This window comes from Nocardiopsis suaedae (assembly GCF_027706745.1).
Lineage (GTDB): Bacteria > Actinomycetota > Actinomycetes > Streptosporangiales > Streptosporangiaceae > Nocardiopsis_A > Nocardiopsis_A suaedae.
This window is the reverse complement of sequence record NZ_JAQFWP010000039.1, coordinates 22,247-38,267: the sequence shown is the minus strand read 5'-3', so window position 1 is coordinate 38,267 and position 16,021 is coordinate 22,247. Positions and strand designations below refer to the sequence as shown.

Sequence of the window (16,021 nt, the reverse complement as noted above, 5' to 3'; positions counted from 1 at the left end):
CTGTCTGCGCGTTGGTACGGTGCGCAGGCTGCGCGCCACGTGGATTTCCGTACCGGAGATCCGACGGAGCCCTGGAGACCCGCCGCCCATTGCACACGAATCAGCGATTCAGACCATGCGTGCCGGAGGAATGCTGTGGGCTACAAGGAACGACGAGCCGAGAAGATTTCCACCCTCGCGGATCCGCATCTGGAGACCGGGGAGCAGATCCAGACGGGTTTCCTGACGATCAAGGGTTCGGGGATCTTCACGTGGCCGGCGGAGTGGATCGTGGTCACCGACCGGGCGATCCTCATCGTGGGCGGTCGCGAAACGCAGCGCCTCCCCCGCGACTTCTGGTTCGGCAAGCCGACCGGGCTGTACCACGAGATCGAGCTCGACCGCACATACAAGGTCCATCGGCAGTGGTACCAGGAAATCATCGCCGCCGACGAGGCGCTGCGCGGAAATCAGGACCCCGACGAACCGGCGGTCGGCGGGCCGGTGCGCCCTTGCAGCGATGATCTCGACGATGGTGCTGCCATTCTGGCGATTTTGGCAGCACTATCGTCGAGATCATCGCCGAGAGGGGCGGGGCAGGGTCTTTGTGGCCACCTGGCGTGGTGAAAGAACCGCTTCGAAGCAGGCAGTGAGGACTTCTCGGGGCCCTACCCGAACAAGTGGGTCCTGCTCCGGATCACGTGACGCGAGACCGTCCACGCGGACCGGCGGAACGCGAACCTGCGGGGCTCCAAGCCCCCTACAGATCCAAACGCCGGGACAGGTCCGACACCAGGACGCCGTCCGGGTCGACGCGTTTGCGGACCGTCCTCCACTCGTCCATGTGCGGGTACATCGCGTGGACGGTCTCCGCCTTCGCCCTTGAGTCCTTCGCCAGGTAGATCGCTCCCCCGGCCTCCAGCACCTTCTCGTCGAACCCGTCGAGCAGGCGGGCCAGGCCGGGCAGGGAGGCCGGCAGGTCCAGGGCGAGCGTCCAGCCCGGCCGGGGAAAGGAGAGGGGGCCGCGCGTGCCCTCGCCGAAGCGCTTGAGCACCGCCAGGAACGACGGCGCGCCCGCCGCCGACAGCCGGGCGACGATGGAGCGCAGGGTGTCCTCGGCCCCGAACGGCACCACGAACTGGTACTGCACCAGCCCCGACGGCCCGTAGACGCGGTTCCAGTCCCGCACCGCGTCCAACGGGTGGAAGAACGACCCCAGCGGCTGGATCTCGTCCCTCCCCCTCTTCGGCGCCTTGGCGTAGTAGGCCGTGTTGAACGCACGGACCGACCACGTGTTCAGCAGCCCGGAAGGGACGCCCTTCGGCGCGGTGAACAGGGCCCGGGGCGAGAAGCCCAGCGGGTCCCGGCGCGCGCGGGCCGACAGCTCGTCGATGCCCGCATGGTGCGCCCGGGTCAGCACCCCTCTCCCGGTGGACGCCCCCCGCGCCAGCAGGTCCACCCAGCACACCGTGTAGTGGTACCGGTCGTCGGTGGCCGCCATCAGCTCCAGCGCCTCGTCCAGGTCGCGCGTCCGGTCGGTGTCCACCCGCATCATCGACGTCTCCACGGGCGGCACGTCGAACCGCGCCTCGGTGACGACGCCCGTCAGCCCCATCCCTCCGACCGTGGCCCAGAAGAGGTCGGGGTCGCGGCCGGGTCCGCACACGCGCTCCGCGCCGTCCGGGGTGACCAGGGTCAGCTCCCGCACGTGCGCCCCGAAGGAGGAGTCCCGGTGGTGGTTCTTGCCGTGGATGTCGGCGGCGATCGCCCCGCCCACGGTCACCTGCCGGGTCCCCGGCGTGACCGGGAGGAACCGGCCGAGCGGGAGCAGGCGGGCCATCAGGTCGCTGAGCCGGGTGCCCGACGCGGCGGTCACGGTGCCCTCGGCGGGGTCGAGCCGGAACCCGGGCGCCAGCTCCGCGCAGTCCAGCACCAGCCCGCCCGCGCTCTGGGCGGCGTCGCCGTAGGACCGGCCCAGCCCGCGCGGGATCGCCCCCCGCCCGAGCCCGCGCCCCTGGTCCCGGCCGTCCGGGCGGGGCCCCGCTCCGCGGAGGACGGCGGCCGCCTCCTCGGGCGTGCGCGGGCGCACCACGGTGGCCGCGGTGGGGGCGGTCCTGCCCCACCCGGTCAGCAGCCGGCGTCGGGTCCGCACGGGGCACCCCTCCTGCCGTCGGTCATCCGATGCGGTCGGTCATCCGAGGTACACGCCCAGGCCGACCAGGGCGGCCAGCGACAGCAGGCACAGCTGCAGGGGCCGGTCGCGCAGCGCGATCTCCTCGGGCTCCTCCCCCACCCCGCGGTCGACCAGCAGGTGGTAGCGGAGCACGAAGACGATGAACGGAACGATACTCGCCGCGTGGAACGGCGGGACGCCGCCCTGCCCCTGGCCGTCCAGCGCCCACAGGCAGTAGGTGACGATCATGGCGGCCGAGGCCATGGTGCGGATCTGCACCAGGTAGGAGCGGGTGTACCCGCGCAGCGCGGTGCGCCCGTCCCCGGCGCGGGGGTTGCGCAGCTCGGCCTCGCGCTTGCCGACGACCACCAGCAGCGCCGCCAGGGACACCACGATGAGGAACCAGCTGGTGAAGGGCACCCCCACGGCCACGCCCCCGGCGAGCGCCCGCAGCACGTGGCACCCGGCCACGGCGACGATGTCGGCGATGGTGACGCGCTTGAGCCCGTAGGTGTAGGCGGTGGTCAGGACCAGGTACGCCACGAGCACGGCGAGCAGCGCGTACCGCCCGGTGGCCGCGGCCGCCGCGCCCGCCGCCCCCAGGGAGGCGGCGACCGCCGCCGCCCCCGCGCCCAGGGCGAGCGGCACCGGTACCGCACCGGAGGCGACGGGCCGGTGCCGCTTGCGCTCGTGCGCCCGGTCGGCCTCGGCGTCCCGGACGTCGTTGAGCAGGTAGGTCCCGCTGGCGGCCAGGCAGAACGCGGCGAAGGCCACCAGCGCCCAAGCGAGCGGGGCGGGGTCGAAGAGCACCCCGGCCGCCCCCGGCGCCGCGAAGACCAGCAGGTTCTTCAGCCACTGCTTGGGGCGGGCGGCCCGCAGCAGCGCCCGCGCCGTGCCGGTGCGGGGCGCGGGCGCGCCGTCCTGCGCCGCCGCCCGCGCCTGCGCTCCGGTCCCGGCCGCGTTCACGTCCGCCCTACCCGTGCCGGGCCGCCGCGGCGCCGCCTCTGCCGCCGCCCACCAGCCACAGCACGGCGCCGACCCCGACCAGCACGGCCCCGGCCGCCAGGAGCACGAGCGGCAGGACGGTGCGCAGCAGCGGGATCATCGTCATCCCCTGCTCGGCGTTGTCGATATTGGCCTGGACCGTCTCGTCGGTCATGCGCATGTCGCCGTCGAAGAGGACCAACCGCTCCTCGCCGTCGACGAAGGCGCCGCGGTGCTGCTCCTCGGTGACCGTGATGGGCGCGCCGCTGGTCGGCTCGATCCAGTAGGTGCGGGTGACGCTGTACATCTCGTCGGTCACCACGTCGCCGTCGCCGTCCATGCCCAGCAGCGACCGGGGCATCTCGCGCTCGCCGACCTTGGTGGGCTCGATCTCCTGGACGAACTTGTAGGTGGTGACGCCCTCGACCTCCTCCTCGCCGGCGAACTCGATGGGTTCGGTCTCCTTGGCCGTGGCGTCGAAGAACTCGTAGTCCTTCTTCTCGGTGAGGAAGGGGAACTTGAACGCCTGGCCGGTCTGGGCGACCGGTTCCTCGTTGACCGAGGCGTCGCAGCAGTCCACCGCCTCGCCGGTGACGCGGTCGTGGCCGGCCCGCCGGGAGGAGGAGGTGATGGCGAAGTCCCGGTCGATGTCCTCGATCCAGGTGAACTGGTCCCAGACCACGGTGTCGGAGTCGCTGGCGGCCACGTCCGCGCGCAGGGTGGTGTAGCCCTCGACCGTCGCGCCCTCGATCAGCTCCAGCTCCTCGGCGCTGAAGTAGGTGACGTTCTCCCCGCGGACGACTTTCTCGCTGTAGTAGTCCATCGGGGTTTTCATCACGGCGCTGGCCATCCAGAATCGCATGAGAGGGGCCAGCACCAGACTGAAGACCCCCAATGCGATGCAGACGGCGGCGACGGTGCGGCGCATGAGCCCTCCCGGGCGGAATGGGACAGATCTGGAACTTGCTTCAGTTTCGGGTAGAGTACTCCCCAGTAGTGGCCAGCGTCACCAGGGCGTGTCCGAATGTTTATAACAGGTTCTAGTTTGATCCAGAGCCGGGTGCGCCGGTGAGCGCGGCGGCGCCGCTGCAGGTCAGCGCCGTCCCCCGAGCCCCCCTTCCGCAGGTCCGCGGGCACAACGCGCCGCTGGACGGGATCCGCGCGATCGCCGCCCTGATGGTGCTCGTCTTCCACGTCGCCGTGGAGACCGGCGCGGCCCTGGAGCCCGGTGTGCGCGGCGCCCTGCTGTCCGCCGCCGAGCTGGCGGTCCCGCTCTTCTTCGCGCTGTCCGGGCTGCTGCTGTTCCGCCCGTGGGTGCGCGCCTGCCTGGACGGCACCCGCGGCCCCGACGTCCGCGTCTACCTGTGGAAGCGCGCCCTGCGCGTGCTCCCGGCGTACTGGCTGGTGGCCGTCGTCGCCCTGCTCATCTGGTCGCGCGACCAGCTCGACGCGGTGCGCCCCTGGGTCGAGGTCCTCACCCTGACCTTCACCTACAACACCGACCCCTGGTGGGTGGGCACCGGCCCCTACGGGCTGGGCCAGATGTGGAGCCTGTGCGTGGAGGTCAGCTTCTACGCGCTGCTCCCCCTGATCGCCCTGGTGCTGACCCGGTACGCGGCGCGCGGGAGCGACCCCGGCAAGCGCGCGCGGCGGCTGCTCGTGGGCCTGGGCGCCCTGTCGGTCCTGGGGCTGCTGGCGTTCCTGCCGCAGTTCTACCCGGAGCCGCGCCCTTACATGAACGCGTGGCTGCCCCGGACGCTGGGCCTCTTCGCGGTCGGCATGGCCCTGGCGGTGCTGACCGAGTGGGCCTGGCGGGAGAAGGGCCCCGACGGCCCGGTGCGCCGCCTGTGCCGCACCCTGTATGCCAACGCCACGCTGTGCTGGGTCCTGGCCGCGATCCTGTACGCCCTGAACTCCACCCCGGCCGGCGGCCCGCGCTTCGTCGGCACGGACGGCCTGTGGATCTCGGTGTTCGCGACGGTCACCGCCATGGGGTTCGCGTTCTTCATCATCGCCCCGGTGGCGGTCATGCCGGAGCCGGGCTCCGCCCCGCGCGCGCACCGGTGGCGCGGCGGCGCCTGGCTGGAGACGGTGCTCTCGCACCGCCTCAGCCTCTTCCTGGGGAAGGTGTCCTACGGCATCTTCATCTGGCAGTTCGTGGTGCTGTACTCGTGGCGGTCGTTCACCGGGCAGGAGATCTTCACCGGCTCGTTCTGGCTGGACATGGTGCCGGTGACGGCGGGAACGGTGCTGCTGGCGGCCCTCACCCACCGGTTCGTGGAGGAGCCGAGCCAGCGCCTGGCCGGCCGGGTGCGCCCGGCCGGGGCGCCCAAGCGCCCCAAGCCGAGCCTGACCGGGCGTCAGTCGCCGGAGCCCTCGCCGTCCTCGTCGCCGGACCCGTCGTCGCCGTCCTCATCGCCGTCCTCCTGAGCGCCCCACGGGTCCCCTCCGGTGACCGGCTCCAGCGGCCCATAGGTCACCCAGGTCATGCACAGGGCGTCCTCCTCGGTGCCGAGCGACAGCTGCGCCCCGGCCCCGGACAGCGGCAGGTACCAGGACCCGCCGTCGGGCGCCGCCGGGAGGGTCGTGGTCTCCCAGGTGTCGCCGATGACCGCGTGCAGCTGGGTGTCCTTCTCGGACTCGTAGCGCACGGCCAGCACCATCGACGGCCCGCCGAAGGTCTCCACGTCCCACAGCGTCTGCCCGCCGAAGGTGACGATGCACTCCTCGTCCTCGGGCGGGCCGAACACCGCGCTCCGCTCCTGCGACGGTCGCGCCCCCACGAGGTACCCGGCGTCGTTGAACACCATGGCCGTGTCGGCGGGCCGCGGGTCGCGGATGCGGTCGGCCAGCCCGTCGGGGGCCAGCGGGCTGAGCACGTTCGAGCTGAGCCGCCGGTCGCCGTTCCACGGCAGCACGATGTCCTGCGGCACGGGCCGCGGGTAGATCCCGGCGTCGGCCGGGACCCCCGTCATGGACGCGCGGACGGTGTCCAGGTACCACCGCACCCGGTCGCCGGAGAGGGTGTCGGCGAAGGAGTAGGCGGAGTACCCGCCGACCCCGACGAACACCGCCGTGGCGGTCGCCGCGGCCAGCGCCGCCTGCCGCGTGCGCTCGGGCGGCGCGCTCCTGCGGTACACGCTCCCGCCGCCCTCGGAGGCGGCCTCGGCCTCCTCCTCGGTCGGCAGGAAGGCCAGGGCCAGCACGATGGCGAAGACCAGCGCCGCGTCGGCGACGTAGCGCGGGTCGTAGCCCACCATCTCCTCGTAGCGGCCGCGGGCGATGAGCGTGGGCAGCACGTCCACCACCACCAGGTACCCGGCCAGCAGCGCCCACGCGCGCCAGGCCCGGTGCCGCAGCAGGAGGCTGACCGCGACCAGCAGGCCGATGGCCGTCCACGCGGCCGCCACCACCCAGGCCTCGGGCTGGGCCAGGCCGCCGGAGGGCGTCACCGGGCCCCACTCCAGCGGCCCGCCCGCCGCACCGGCCGGGAAGGTCTCGCCGAGGAGGCGCCGCGCCATGGCCAGCGACGTGTCGCCGTCGGGCCGCCCGGCGCCCTCACCGCCCGCGGTGTCCTGCAGCGACAGGTAGACCAGCCCGTGCCCGACGCTGAGCAGCGCCATGCCGATCCAGAAGGGCATGTCGCGGTCGAGGGTGCGCCAGAGCACCCCCGGCAGCCGCCCTTGCACGACGAAGGCCGCGGCCACCGCGAACAGCAGCGGCGGCAGGAACAGGGCCTTGACCGAGAAGGCCATGCCGAGCACCACGGCCCCGGCCGCCATCCAGCCGAAGCGCGCCTCCCCGCTGCGCAGGTAGCGCACCGTCCACAGCAGCGCCAGCACGATGGCGAGCTGGAAGGGAACGGCGTTCAGCGCCGCCGACCACCAGGCGAGCACGGGGACGGTGAGCGGGGCGAAGAGGAAGGCGGCCAGCGGGGGGACGATGCCCCAGCGGCGGCCGAAGAGCACCCACAGCAGCCGGAACAGGCCCGCGAACGCCCCGGCCTGGAAGGCCAGCATCACTCCGGCGGTCAGCGGCCAGTTGTAGGGGGCGATGGCCGTCTGGATGTAGGCCAGGAGCTTGGCCCCCGGCATGAAGTGGCCTTTGTGCAGGTCGGTCAGGTACTGGACGGTGAGGCCGCCGCTGTCGGCGGCCCCGACGAACAGGAAGTCGTCCTCGATGAAGTAGGCCTCGCGCAGCACGTAGGCCTTGAGGACGAGGGAGACCACGGCCAGGGCGCCGCCGACGAGGACGATCCGGTCGCGGAGCCCGTGGGACAGGGCCGCCGAGACCCGCTGCGCGGCCGTCGGCCCGCCGGGGTCCGTCCCTCCGCCTCCGGTACCGTCCCGAGCCGGGCCGTCCTCGCCCTGGGGCGCCCGTCCGTCGGGCGCGTCCTCGGTCGCACGCATGCCGCTCACTTCCCCGGCCCGGGGGCCGACCGGTTGACGTCACCGTGTAAGGGAGTGAAACAATACAACACGTTCCACCGCCTCTCGTGATGATCATCCCTGGTACAGGGGCGATACCCGCAGGTAACCAGGGGCGGATGAGAACAGGATCCATGAGGTCGGCGGGCACCGCCGTACCGTGACGGAAGGACGCCCGCGTGAGCCTGGAGGAGGTCCGCCGGGACTGGACCCGGCTCGGCGCCGACGAGCCGCTGTGGGCGGTCTGCGTCGACCCGGACAAGCGCGGCGGGCGGTGGGACGCCGAGGAGTTCCTGGCCACCGGCGAGGACGAGGTCGCCACCGCGCTCGGCCGCCTGGAGGAGCTGGGCATCGCCCCCGCCCCCGGCCGCGCCCTGGACTTCGGGTGCGGGGCCGGGCGCCTGTCCAACGCCCTGGCCCGCCGGTTCTCCTCGGTGGTGGGCGTGGACATCTCCGAGCCGATGCTGGAGCGCGCCCACGCGCTGGACCGCAGCGGCGGCCGCATCGAGTTCGTCCTGAACACCGGCCCCGACCTGCGGATGCTGCCGGACGCCTCGGTGGACCTGGTCTACACCGACCTGGTGCTGCAGCACCTTCCGCCGGAGGCCGCGGCGGCCTACCTGCGCGAGTTCGCCCGGGTGGCGCGCCCCGGGGCGGCGCTGGTGCTGGGCGTCCCCGAGCGCGAGCGCCCCACCTTCAAGGGGCTGGTCTTCCGGTACGCGCCCTGGCCGCTGATCCGGTTCGCCCAGCGGGTGGTGCTGCGCTACCCGGCGCCGATGCGCATGCACACCTGGACGGCCGGCCGGATCACCGCCGAGCTGGAGGCCGGGGCGCGCGCCGCGGGGCGGCCCGCACCGCGCATCACCGCCTCCGACGAGTACTGGGGCGGGGACCACTGGCGGCACCTGAAGCACTTCGCCGCCGTCCCCACTGACGCCGTCCCGTCCAACGGGGAGGACGCATGAGCGCGCCGCCCCCGTTCCGCGCGACCCTCGGGCGGTCGGCGGCACTGTTCTCGGCGTTCCGCAAGGAGCAGACCGACCCCGACCTGTTCTACGGGACGCTCGCCCGGGACACGGTGTCCCAGCTCCTCCGGTACACGCCGCTGGACGGGGCCGTGGTGGTCGACGTGGGCGGTGGGCCCGGGTACTTCGCCGACGAGCTGAGGGCGCAGGGCGCGCGCTGCGTGTGCGTGGACGCCGACGCCGGTGAGATGCGCCTGCGCGACGGCGCGCTGCCGGACACCGCCCTTCTCGGCAGCGCGCTGGAGATGCCGCTGCGGACCGGCTCGGTGGACGTGTGCTTCTCCTCCAACGTGCTGGAGCACGTCCCCGACCCGCGCCGCATGGCCGACGAGATGGTGCGCGTGACCCGCCCGGGCGGGCTGGTGTACCTGTCGTACACCCTGTGGCTGTCCCCCTGGGGCGGCCACGAGACGTCCCCGTGGCACTTCCTGGGCGGCCGGTACGCGGCCGAACGCTTCGCGCGAAAGAACGGGCGCCGCCCCAAGAACGACTTCGGCCGGACCATGTTCGCGGTGTCTGCGGCGGAGATGCTGCGATGGCTGCGCGGCAAGCACGACGTTGAGGCCGTGGACGTCCTGCCGCGCTACCTCCCGTCATGGATGAAGCCCATCGTGGCCGTTCCCGGCGTGCGCGAGATCGTCACCTGGAACCTGCTTCTGGTCCTCCGCAAGCGGAGCTGAGTCCTGCTCCTCCTCGTCGGCCTTGCGGGCGGCGCGCAGGGCCAGCAGCGGGGCGGACGCGAGCACCAGGCCGCCCAGCGCCCCCAGGCCGATCGGCGCCCAGGTGCGCACCGCGCGCAAGGTGAAGCGCAGCCCGTCGGCCTCCTCGGCGAAGGCCGCCACCAGGCCGGGATCGGTCTCCAGGTCCACGTCCAGGAACAGCCGCTCCCCGCGGCCGTCCTCGGTGCGCAGCGTCTCGCGGCGCGACTCCTCGGCCGAGACGACGCGGCCCGAGACCGGCTCCACCCAGTAGGTGCGCTCCAGTTCCAGCCAGCGGGACGCCTCGACGGTTCCCGAACGGTCCAGTCCCAGAGCGCGCGCGGGCACCGGGCGCGCCGAGCCGGGCACCTGGGTGGGCGGGATCGTCTGCGTGTAGCGCCGCACCGGCACCCCGGCCACCTCGTCGTCGCCCTGGTAGCGCATGGCCGGTGCGGAGCGCACGTCGGCGTCGTAGAGCGGCCGGTCCCCCGTGTCCGCCCCGGCCGGCCAGTACAGCACCAGCCCGGCCTGGCGCACCGCCCGGTCGCCGTCCACGTGCTCGCCGCAGCAGTTCACCGCCCGGCCGGTGGCCCGGTCGACCACCACCCGGCGGTCCATGTGGCCGATCATCGCCGAGCCGCTGGCGGTGTCCACCGACACCTCCCAGGTGGCCCAGCCGTCGTTGCCCGCGGCCGCGCCGCCGGAGATCTCGGTGGTGCGCACCACCTCGCGCCCCTCCCGGGTGCTCCAGGTGGAAGTGTCCAGGTAGTCGGCCTCCGGGTCGGTCATCCGCAGGGTCAGGTCGGTGCGGGGCCCGATCACCGCGAGCTGGTCGTAGACGTAGAACCGCAGCATCAGCGCCGACGTCAGCAGGAAGACGCCGAGCGCGACCGCGATCACCGCGCCCTGGCGGGCCAGGGCGGCCCCGGTGGGACGGCGCCTCATGCCCGCACCTCCTGGACCTCGCGGCCGCCGGCCGGCCGCTCCCGCACCGCCGCGGTCCCGGGGGCGGGGCCGCGGCCGGGCTCCATGCCGGAGGTGCGCGGGGCCTCGCCCAGCGCCAGCACCAGGCGGGCCAGCGCGGGCAGGCACAGCAGCTGGGCGACCCACCCGCGCAGCGGATCGCTGAGCAGGCCGCTGACGTCGTGGAACGGCAGGTACATGGCGAGGTAGGTCCCGGCCGCCGTGCTCACCCCGGCGGCGGCGAGGAACGCCAGGATGGTCCACGGACCGGCGGTCCACCGCAGCAGGGTGCCGCCGAGGGTCGGGCGGCCGGGCTTGGCGTGCTTGAGGTTCTTCGACGGGGCGCGGCCCAGCCACCACACGGCCAGCAGCACGCCGCCCATGACCGCCGCCCCGGCGGCACCGGCCACCCAGGCCCCGTAGAGCGGGCCGAGCAGGGCCAGGGGGGCGCGCGGGATGCGCGCGGGGAGCGCGTCGGGCAGGAGGGCCGAGGCGGGCGCGGTGCGGGCGCGGCGCCGCAGGCGCGCGGGCACGGGGACGCCGCCCTTGAGGGCGAGCACGCCGACCAGCAGCGCCAGGGCCGCCCCGATGCCCAGGGCCGCGTGGTAGGGGGCGTCGGGCGTGTAGTTCATGGTGACGGTGCCGGAGGCGCCCGCGGGCAGCTTCCACGCCTGCTTCCACCCGTCCAGGCGGACGGGCTCCAGGGGCGTGCCGCCGTCGCCGCCGAGGACCGCCTCCCAGCCCTCGTTGAAGTTCTCGTTGACCACCAGGTAGCTGTCCTCGTCGACGGCGACGTCGACGCTGCGCTCGCTGCGCCCCCAGCCGTTGACCGCGGCCGGCCCGGCGGTCTCGACCTCCTCCCGGCCGCCGCCGTCCGCACCGCCGTCCGGCCCCACCAGCACCGACCGCACCTGGTACTGGCGGCCGGGCTCGACCTCGACCGTGGCCTCCCCCTCGTCGAGGGAGACCGCCCCGCAGCTCTCGAAGCCCAGCGGGCGCCCGGCCAGCTTGTCCTCCAGCGTCCCGGAGGAGATGCGGGTGTCCACCCGCTCGCCGTTCACCCGCAGCACCGGGCCGAGCCCGCAGGAGGTGCGGGCCGACCCGTCCTCGATCGGCTCCAGGGGGTCGGTGCCGGGCAGGGCGATGCGCGCGACCTCCAGCGGCTGGCCCTCCGGCGGCTCGAAGGTCAGGGTGAGTCCGTCGGCCTCGACCGGGTCGAAGCCCACCCACCCGTCGCCGTCCAGCCAGGCCTCGCGGACCGTGGTGCCGGTGTCGACGGTCAGGCGGATCGGGCGGGCGACGGCGTCGGGGCGGGGGAACTCCACCTTGAGGCCGCCGATCTCCCGCTCGCGGCCCAGGTCGACCTCCAGGGAGGGCGCGTCCTCCTGCGGATCGGGGTACCAGACGGTGGCGTCGTCGCCGTCGAAGGCGTTGCGGCCGATGGCGGCCGGGTGCCCCACCGAGGTGGAGGAGGAGGTCACTTCGGGGTACCCGCCCGCGCGGTTGGCGGCGTTCTCCAGGTCGCGCGGGTCGACGGCGACCACCCGGCCGGTGATGGTGCTCGGCCGCGCGGCGGCCTCGGCCCCCACGTCGAAGGTGCGGCTCATGCCCACGGCGTCCTCGCCCTGCACCTCCAGGCCGGGGTTGCACACCCACGCCTGGGAGCCCTCCATGCAGCCGGGGACGGTGCCGGTGGAGCCGGTGAAGAAGAACGACCCCGCACCGCCCTCGGGGACCGGCACCGCCAGCGACCGGGACGCCTCCATGCCCGGGATCTCGATGGAGGTGATGCCCACGCGGGTGCCGAAGCGGTACTCGGGCTCGTAGGCGAGCTCGTCGACGCGGACGCGCAGGCGCCCGGTCTCGCCCTCGGGGGCGGTGAACTCCTGGGGCCGGTCGTCGTCGGCCACGGCGGCGGTGGTGCGGCCCGCGTCGGTGACGATGCTGATGCGCGAGGGCGGCGGCTCCCCGGCGAGCCGCTCGAAGGCGACGGTGAAGGTGCCGACCTCGCGCGGCTCCTCGAATCCGATCTCCAGCCACTGGCCCTCGGCCCCGCTGAAGGAGCTGGAGCGCCAGGAGGTGTCGGGGGCCTCGTCCAGGGCGGCGAAGGGGCTGCGCCCGGGGTCGCGGGTGCCGGGGCTGGCGTCCGCCCCGGCCTCGGTGGAGGAGGCGGTGACGGCGGCGATGCCGGAGTCCTCGGCGACCGCGGTGTAGCCGTCCCAGGCGGGGTCGGTGATGTCGGGCGCGGGGGCGTCGCGCTCGTAGTCCTCGTCGGCGGTCAGGGTGGCGCTGATGTTGCGCCGCACGTCGGAGTAGACGATCTCGCGGCGGCGGGCCGAATCGGCGGCGACGGTGTCCTGCGGGGCGATGTCCTCGGCGCCCGGGTCGTCGCCGATGATCACCGGCCGGTCGCCGGGGAGCGCCCCCTGCTCGGCCAGGGCCAGCAGGGATTCGGGGCCGCCGGTGACCCGCATGGTCCCGTCGGCGGGCACGGTGCCGACCGTGGGGGCGGCGCCGCGCACCTCGTAGATCTCCAGCGCCTGGTAGGGCTGGTCGTACCAGCGGGAGGCGGGCACCGCCCGGTCGTCCCCGACGGTCGGCCCGAAGGAGGCGCGGCGCACGATGCCCGGGGAGTCCTGCAGGGCCTCGTGCACACGCGCGGGCCAGCCCCCGTTGTTGCCGCCGCGCTGGAGGTCGTTGCGGACGAGGAGGTGGGTGACGCCCATCCGGGCGAGCGCCTGGGCCAGCCCCTCCGATCCCCGCCCCGAGGAGATGCGCTGGTCGATCTCCTGGGTGAGGCGGGAGACCCCGGCCGAGCCCCAGGGGATGATCTGCTGGTTGGTCCACGGGCTGTCCAGGAGCGGCTGCATGGGCTCGTCCATGGGGCGGCCCCACTGGTACTCGCCGCGCGCGGAGCCGGGCACGGCCATGGTCATGCCGCCGGTGGAGTGCTCGTCGATCCAGCGGGTGGCGTCGTACCAGTAGGCGGGGATGCGCTCGAAGCCGCCGGGGGTGGCGATGCCGACCGTGGCGATGGGGGTGAGCGTCGCGGCGAACGCCACCGCGCAGGCGCCGGCGGTGGCCCGGTAGGCGGTGCCCGGAGGCAGCGCGAGCGCGCGCAGCAGGCCGCCGCGGCGGGCCGCGGCGTCGGTGCCGACGGCCACCGGGAGCTGCGCCAGGCCCAGCACCAGCGGGAACCGGATCAGCGCGTCGAACTTGTGGATGTTGCGGAACGGCGCCAGCACGCCGTCGAGGAGCCCCTGCACGGTCGGCCCGAGCGGCCCGGCGAGCTGCCCGGTGTACCCGGCCACCACGATCGCGGTCCCGGCCAGCACCGAGGTGAGCAGGAACAGCCGCTCGGGGGTGCGCCGCCAGATCAGCCCGGCCAGTCCCAGCCCGGCGACCACCGCCGTGGCCGCCACCAGCCACGGCTCGGTGGACAGCTCGGCCCCGGCGGGCAGCGCCGGGCGCCCGGCGGAGGAGGGGACGTAGCCCATCCAGTTGGAGGCGCCGCGCAGCGCGTTGACGAGCGAGGTGATGCCGGTGGTGGTGGCCGCGTCCTCGGTGTAGGGCATGAAGGACCACACGTAGCGGCCCATGATCAGCAGCGGCACCAGCCACCAGAACGACACGCAGAACAGCGCCGCCAGCCACCAGAGGAGCAGGCGGCGCTTGCGCGGCCCGGGGGCGCGGGTGATCAGGTACAGCAGCGGGACGACGAGGACGGCCAGCTCGGAGGCGGCGTTGGTGCCGCCGCACAGCAGGAACGCCAGCGCCGAGAGCGCGGCCGCGCGCATGGGCGGGGTCCCGCGCCTGCTGCCGTGGACCAGCGGGAGCAGGATCCACGGCAGCAGCAGCATCGGCTGCAGCTCGGCGGAGTTGTAGGAGACGAGGGTGAGCACCCGGGGGGCCAGCGCGTAGGCGAGCCCGGCGACGATGCGGGTGTTCAGGGTGCCGATGCCCAGCGCCTCGGCGACCTTGACGGTGCCCAGGAAGGCGGCGCACAGAAGCACCGCCATCCAGGTGCGCTGGACCATCCACTCGGGCATGTCCAGCGCGATGAGCAGGGCGTGGAAGGGGCCGTTGGGGAAGAAGTACCCGTAGGCCTGGTTCTGGATCTGCCCGAAGTAGGAGGGGTCCCACAGGTGGAGCGCGCGCTCCAGGAACCCGGTGGGGTTGACGGTGAGGTCGATCTTGGTGTCGCCGACGATGAGCGGCGGGTCCAGGCTGAGGGCGGCCCCGGTCAGCAGCAGGCAGACCGCCAGCAGCTTGAGCCTGCGGACCAGGGCCTGGTCGGTGCCCGCGGTGCGGCCGCCGTCCGCCTCGCCGTCGGTGAAGGTCACGTGCCTGCCTCTGTGCCTGCCTGTCGCACTGCGCCGTCGATGCCGTCGATCTCGTCCGCGATGATCCGGGCCATCGCGGCGCCGCTGCGCTGCCAGGTGAAGCGGGACGCCCACTCCCGGCAGGCCCGGCGCACCTGCGCGGCCCGCGCCGGGTCGCTCAGCTCGGCCAGGGCCTTGCCGACGACCTGGGCCAGGTCCTCGCCGTCGCGGACGAGCCACCCGGTCTCACCGTCGCGCACCGAGTCGCGCAGGCCGTCGACATCGTAGGCCACCGTGGGGACGCCGAGGGCCGCCGCCTCGATCACGGTCAGCCCCCACCCCTCGAACTCCGAGGCGGTGACGTGCAGCAGCGCCCCGGCCAGCACCGCGTTCTTGTCGTCCTCGGGCAGGAATCCGTGCAGCCGCACGGCGTCGTGCAGTCCCTCGCGCCCGATGCGCTCGGCGATGGGGTCGGCCTCGGGGCCACGGCCGACGATGTGCACGCGCAGGCCGGGGTGCTCCTCGCGCAGGGCGACGGCGGCGTCGACGATGCGGGCGACGCGCTTCTGCACCACCAGGCGCCCGACGCTGACCAGGGCGGGCGCGCCCAGGTCCGCGGCGGGGTGGCCGGGGGTGCGGGCGGGGGCCCCGGCGACCGGCTGCAGCGGCGGGCGGCCGTTGTGCACGATGGCGATGGGGGCGCGCCAGCCCAGCTTCTCGCGCATGGCGCGGCGGGAGGACTCCGACACGGTGACGGTGGTGCAGCACCGGTAGACCAGGGAGGCGACCCTCGACTCGATGAACCGGCCCAGCCAGGCCAGCGGGCGGCTGAAGTAGGCGTTGAACTGCAGGTCGTGGACGTGGTGCACGACGCTGACCACCCGGGTGCGGCGGGGCAGCACCAGGCGGGAGAAGAACGGGACGCCGTTCATGCAGTCCAGGGCGGCGTGGAACTCGCGGCGCCAGAGCAGCAGCCACAGCAGCACCAGCGGGTACACGGTGAACTTTCCGCCCATCCGGCGGATGACCACCCCGTCGCGGGTCTCCACCCGGGGCTGGCCCGGCTCGCGGCTGGTGAGGAAGGTGACCACGGCGCCGCGGCCGACCAGGTGGCGGCTGATCCGCCAGGCGTACTCCTCGGCCCCTCCGGCCGTGGACTGCCAGGGGCAGCGCCAGTTGACCACCACCAGGCGGCGGCCGTCCAGGCGGGGGCCGAGAGCGGCCTCGTCGTCGGTGGCGCCGCCGGTGGCGGCGTCGGTGTCCGGCGCGCGGGTCGGACGCGGGTCGGGCACGGCCTCGGGGGCCATGGTCACCGGCGGGCCGTAGGAGGCGTCGGGGACGAGGGGGGTGTACGGGTCAGGGTGGACCACATGCTCTCCTGTTCCGCCCGCTCCCCCCGACGAAAGCACTTTTCACCGACCGCTACACGCCGGTCACCAGGGGTAGGGGA

At 74.0% G+C, this 16,021-nt stretch carries 11 protein-coding genes; 4 read left to right on the top strand and 7 right to left on the bottom strand.

What is annotated here, in order from left to right:
- Nucleotides 1-135: 135 nt before the first annotated feature.
- Nucleotides 136-606: a hypothetical protein gene (locus tag O4U47_RS19395; RefSeq protein ID WP_270679320.1), complete on the top strand. Its 471-nt coding sequence runs from the start codon at nucleotides 136-138 to the stop codon at nucleotides 604-606.
- 133 nt (nucleotides 607-739) lie between these two features.
- On the opposite strand, the gene O4U47_RS19390 is transcribed toward O4U47_RS19395, so the two are convergent.
- Genes O4U47_RS19390 through O4U47_RS19380 form a run of 3 tightly spaced genes read right to left on the bottom strand, consistent with a single transcriptional unit; the run spans nucleotide 740 to nucleotide 4,064 of the window.
- On the bottom strand, nucleotides 740-2,131 hold the full coding sequence (locus tag O4U47_RS19390; RefSeq protein ID WP_270679319.1) for an FAD-binding oxidoreductase: 1,392 nt from the start codon (nucleotides 2,129-2,131) through the stop codon (nucleotides 740-742).
- Nucleotides 2,132-2,170: 39 nt separating this feature from the next.
- Nucleotides 2,171-3,118, bottom strand: coding sequence for a decaprenyl-phosphate phosphoribosyltransferase (locus tag O4U47_RS19385; protein WP_270679318.1), 948 nt, complete (start codon nucleotides 3,116-3,118; stop codon nucleotides 2,171-2,173).
- A gap of 7 nt (nucleotides 3,119-3,125) precedes the next feature.
- Complete coding sequence (locus tag O4U47_RS19380; protein WP_270679317.1) at nucleotides 3,126-4,064, bottom strand: DUF3068 domain-containing protein; 939 nt, start codon at nucleotides 4,062-4,064, stop codon at nucleotides 3,126-3,128.
- 140 nt (nucleotides 4,065-4,204) lie between these two features.
- Here O4U47_RS19380 and O4U47_RS19375 point away from each other — a divergent pair, with 140 nt between their 5' ends.
- Nucleotides 4,205-5,566, top strand: coding sequence for an acyltransferase family protein (locus O4U47_RS19375; RefSeq protein ID WP_270679316.1), 1,362 nt, complete (start codon nucleotides 4,205-4,207; stop codon nucleotides 5,564-5,566).
- Here the strand turns inward: O4U47_RS19375 and O4U47_RS19370 are convergent.
- On the bottom strand, nucleotides 5,497-7,545 hold the full coding sequence (locus tag O4U47_RS19370) for a hypothetical protein (protein WP_270679315.1): 2,049 nt from the start codon (nucleotides 7,543-7,545) through the stop codon (nucleotides 5,497-5,499). The genes O4U47_RS19375 and O4U47_RS19370 overlap by 70 nt on opposite strands.
- 197 nt (nucleotides 7,546-7,742) lie before the next feature.
- Between O4U47_RS19370 and O4U47_RS19365 the strand changes: the two genes are divergently transcribed.
- Together O4U47_RS19365 and O4U47_RS19360 are read left to right on the top strand one after the other, a co-directional pair.
- On the top strand, nucleotides 7,743-8,528 hold the full coding sequence (locus O4U47_RS19365) for a class I SAM-dependent methyltransferase (RefSeq protein ID WP_270679314.1): 786 nt from the start codon (nucleotides 7,743-7,745) through the stop codon (nucleotides 8,526-8,528).
- Entirely contained in the window at nucleotides 8,525-9,268 is a 744-nt protein-coding gene (locus O4U47_RS19360; RefSeq protein ID WP_270679313.1) for a class I SAM-dependent methyltransferase, read from the top strand. Before O4U47_RS19365 ends, O4U47_RS19360 begins: the two co-directional genes overlap by 4 nt.
- Here the strand turns inward: O4U47_RS19360 and O4U47_RS19355 are convergent.
- From O4U47_RS19355 to O4U47_RS19345, 3 genes are read right to left on the bottom strand one after another with little or no spacing between them, the layout of a single operon-like run.
- Nucleotides 9,182-10,231, bottom strand: a complete 1,050-nt coding sequence (locus O4U47_RS19355) for a DUF3068 domain-containing protein (protein ID WP_270679312.1) — start codon at nucleotides 10,229-10,231, stop codon at nucleotides 9,182-9,184. The genes O4U47_RS19360 and O4U47_RS19355 overlap by 87 nt on opposite strands.
- Entirely contained in the window at nucleotides 10,228-14,592 is a 4,365-nt protein-coding gene (locus O4U47_RS19350; protein ID WP_270679311.1) for an alpha-(1->3)-arabinofuranosyltransferase domain-containing protein, read from the bottom strand. Before O4U47_RS19350 ends, O4U47_RS19355 begins: the two co-directional genes overlap by 4 nt.
- Nucleotides 14,589-15,941, bottom strand: a complete 1,353-nt coding sequence (locus tag O4U47_RS19345) for a glycosyltransferase family 4 protein (RefSeq protein ID WP_270679310.1) — start codon at nucleotides 15,939-15,941, stop codon at nucleotides 14,589-14,591. The genes O4U47_RS19350 and O4U47_RS19345 overlap by 4 nt, the downstream gene beginning before the upstream one ends.
- Between the last annotated feature and the right edge of the window lie 80 nt (nucleotides 15,942-16,021).

Bases quoted from the DNA above. Each gene is read 5' to 3' on its own strand.
- O4U47_RS19360 (WP_270679313.1), top strand. From the start codon at position 8,525: ATGAGCGCGCCGCCCCCGTTCCGCGCGACCCTCGGGCGGTCGGCGGCA.
- O4U47_RS19355 (WP_270679312.1), bottom strand. From the start codon at position 10,231: ATGAGGCGCCGTCCCACCGGGGCCGCCCTGGCCCGCCAGGGCGCGGTG.
- O4U47_RS19370 (WP_270679315.1), bottom strand. From the start codon at position 7,545: ATGCGTGCGACCGAGGACGCGCCCGACGGACGGGCGCCCCAGGGCGAG.
- O4U47_RS19380 (WP_270679317.1), bottom strand. From the start codon at position 4,064: ATGCGCCGCACCGTCGCCGCCGTCTGCATCGCATTGGGGGTCTTCAGT.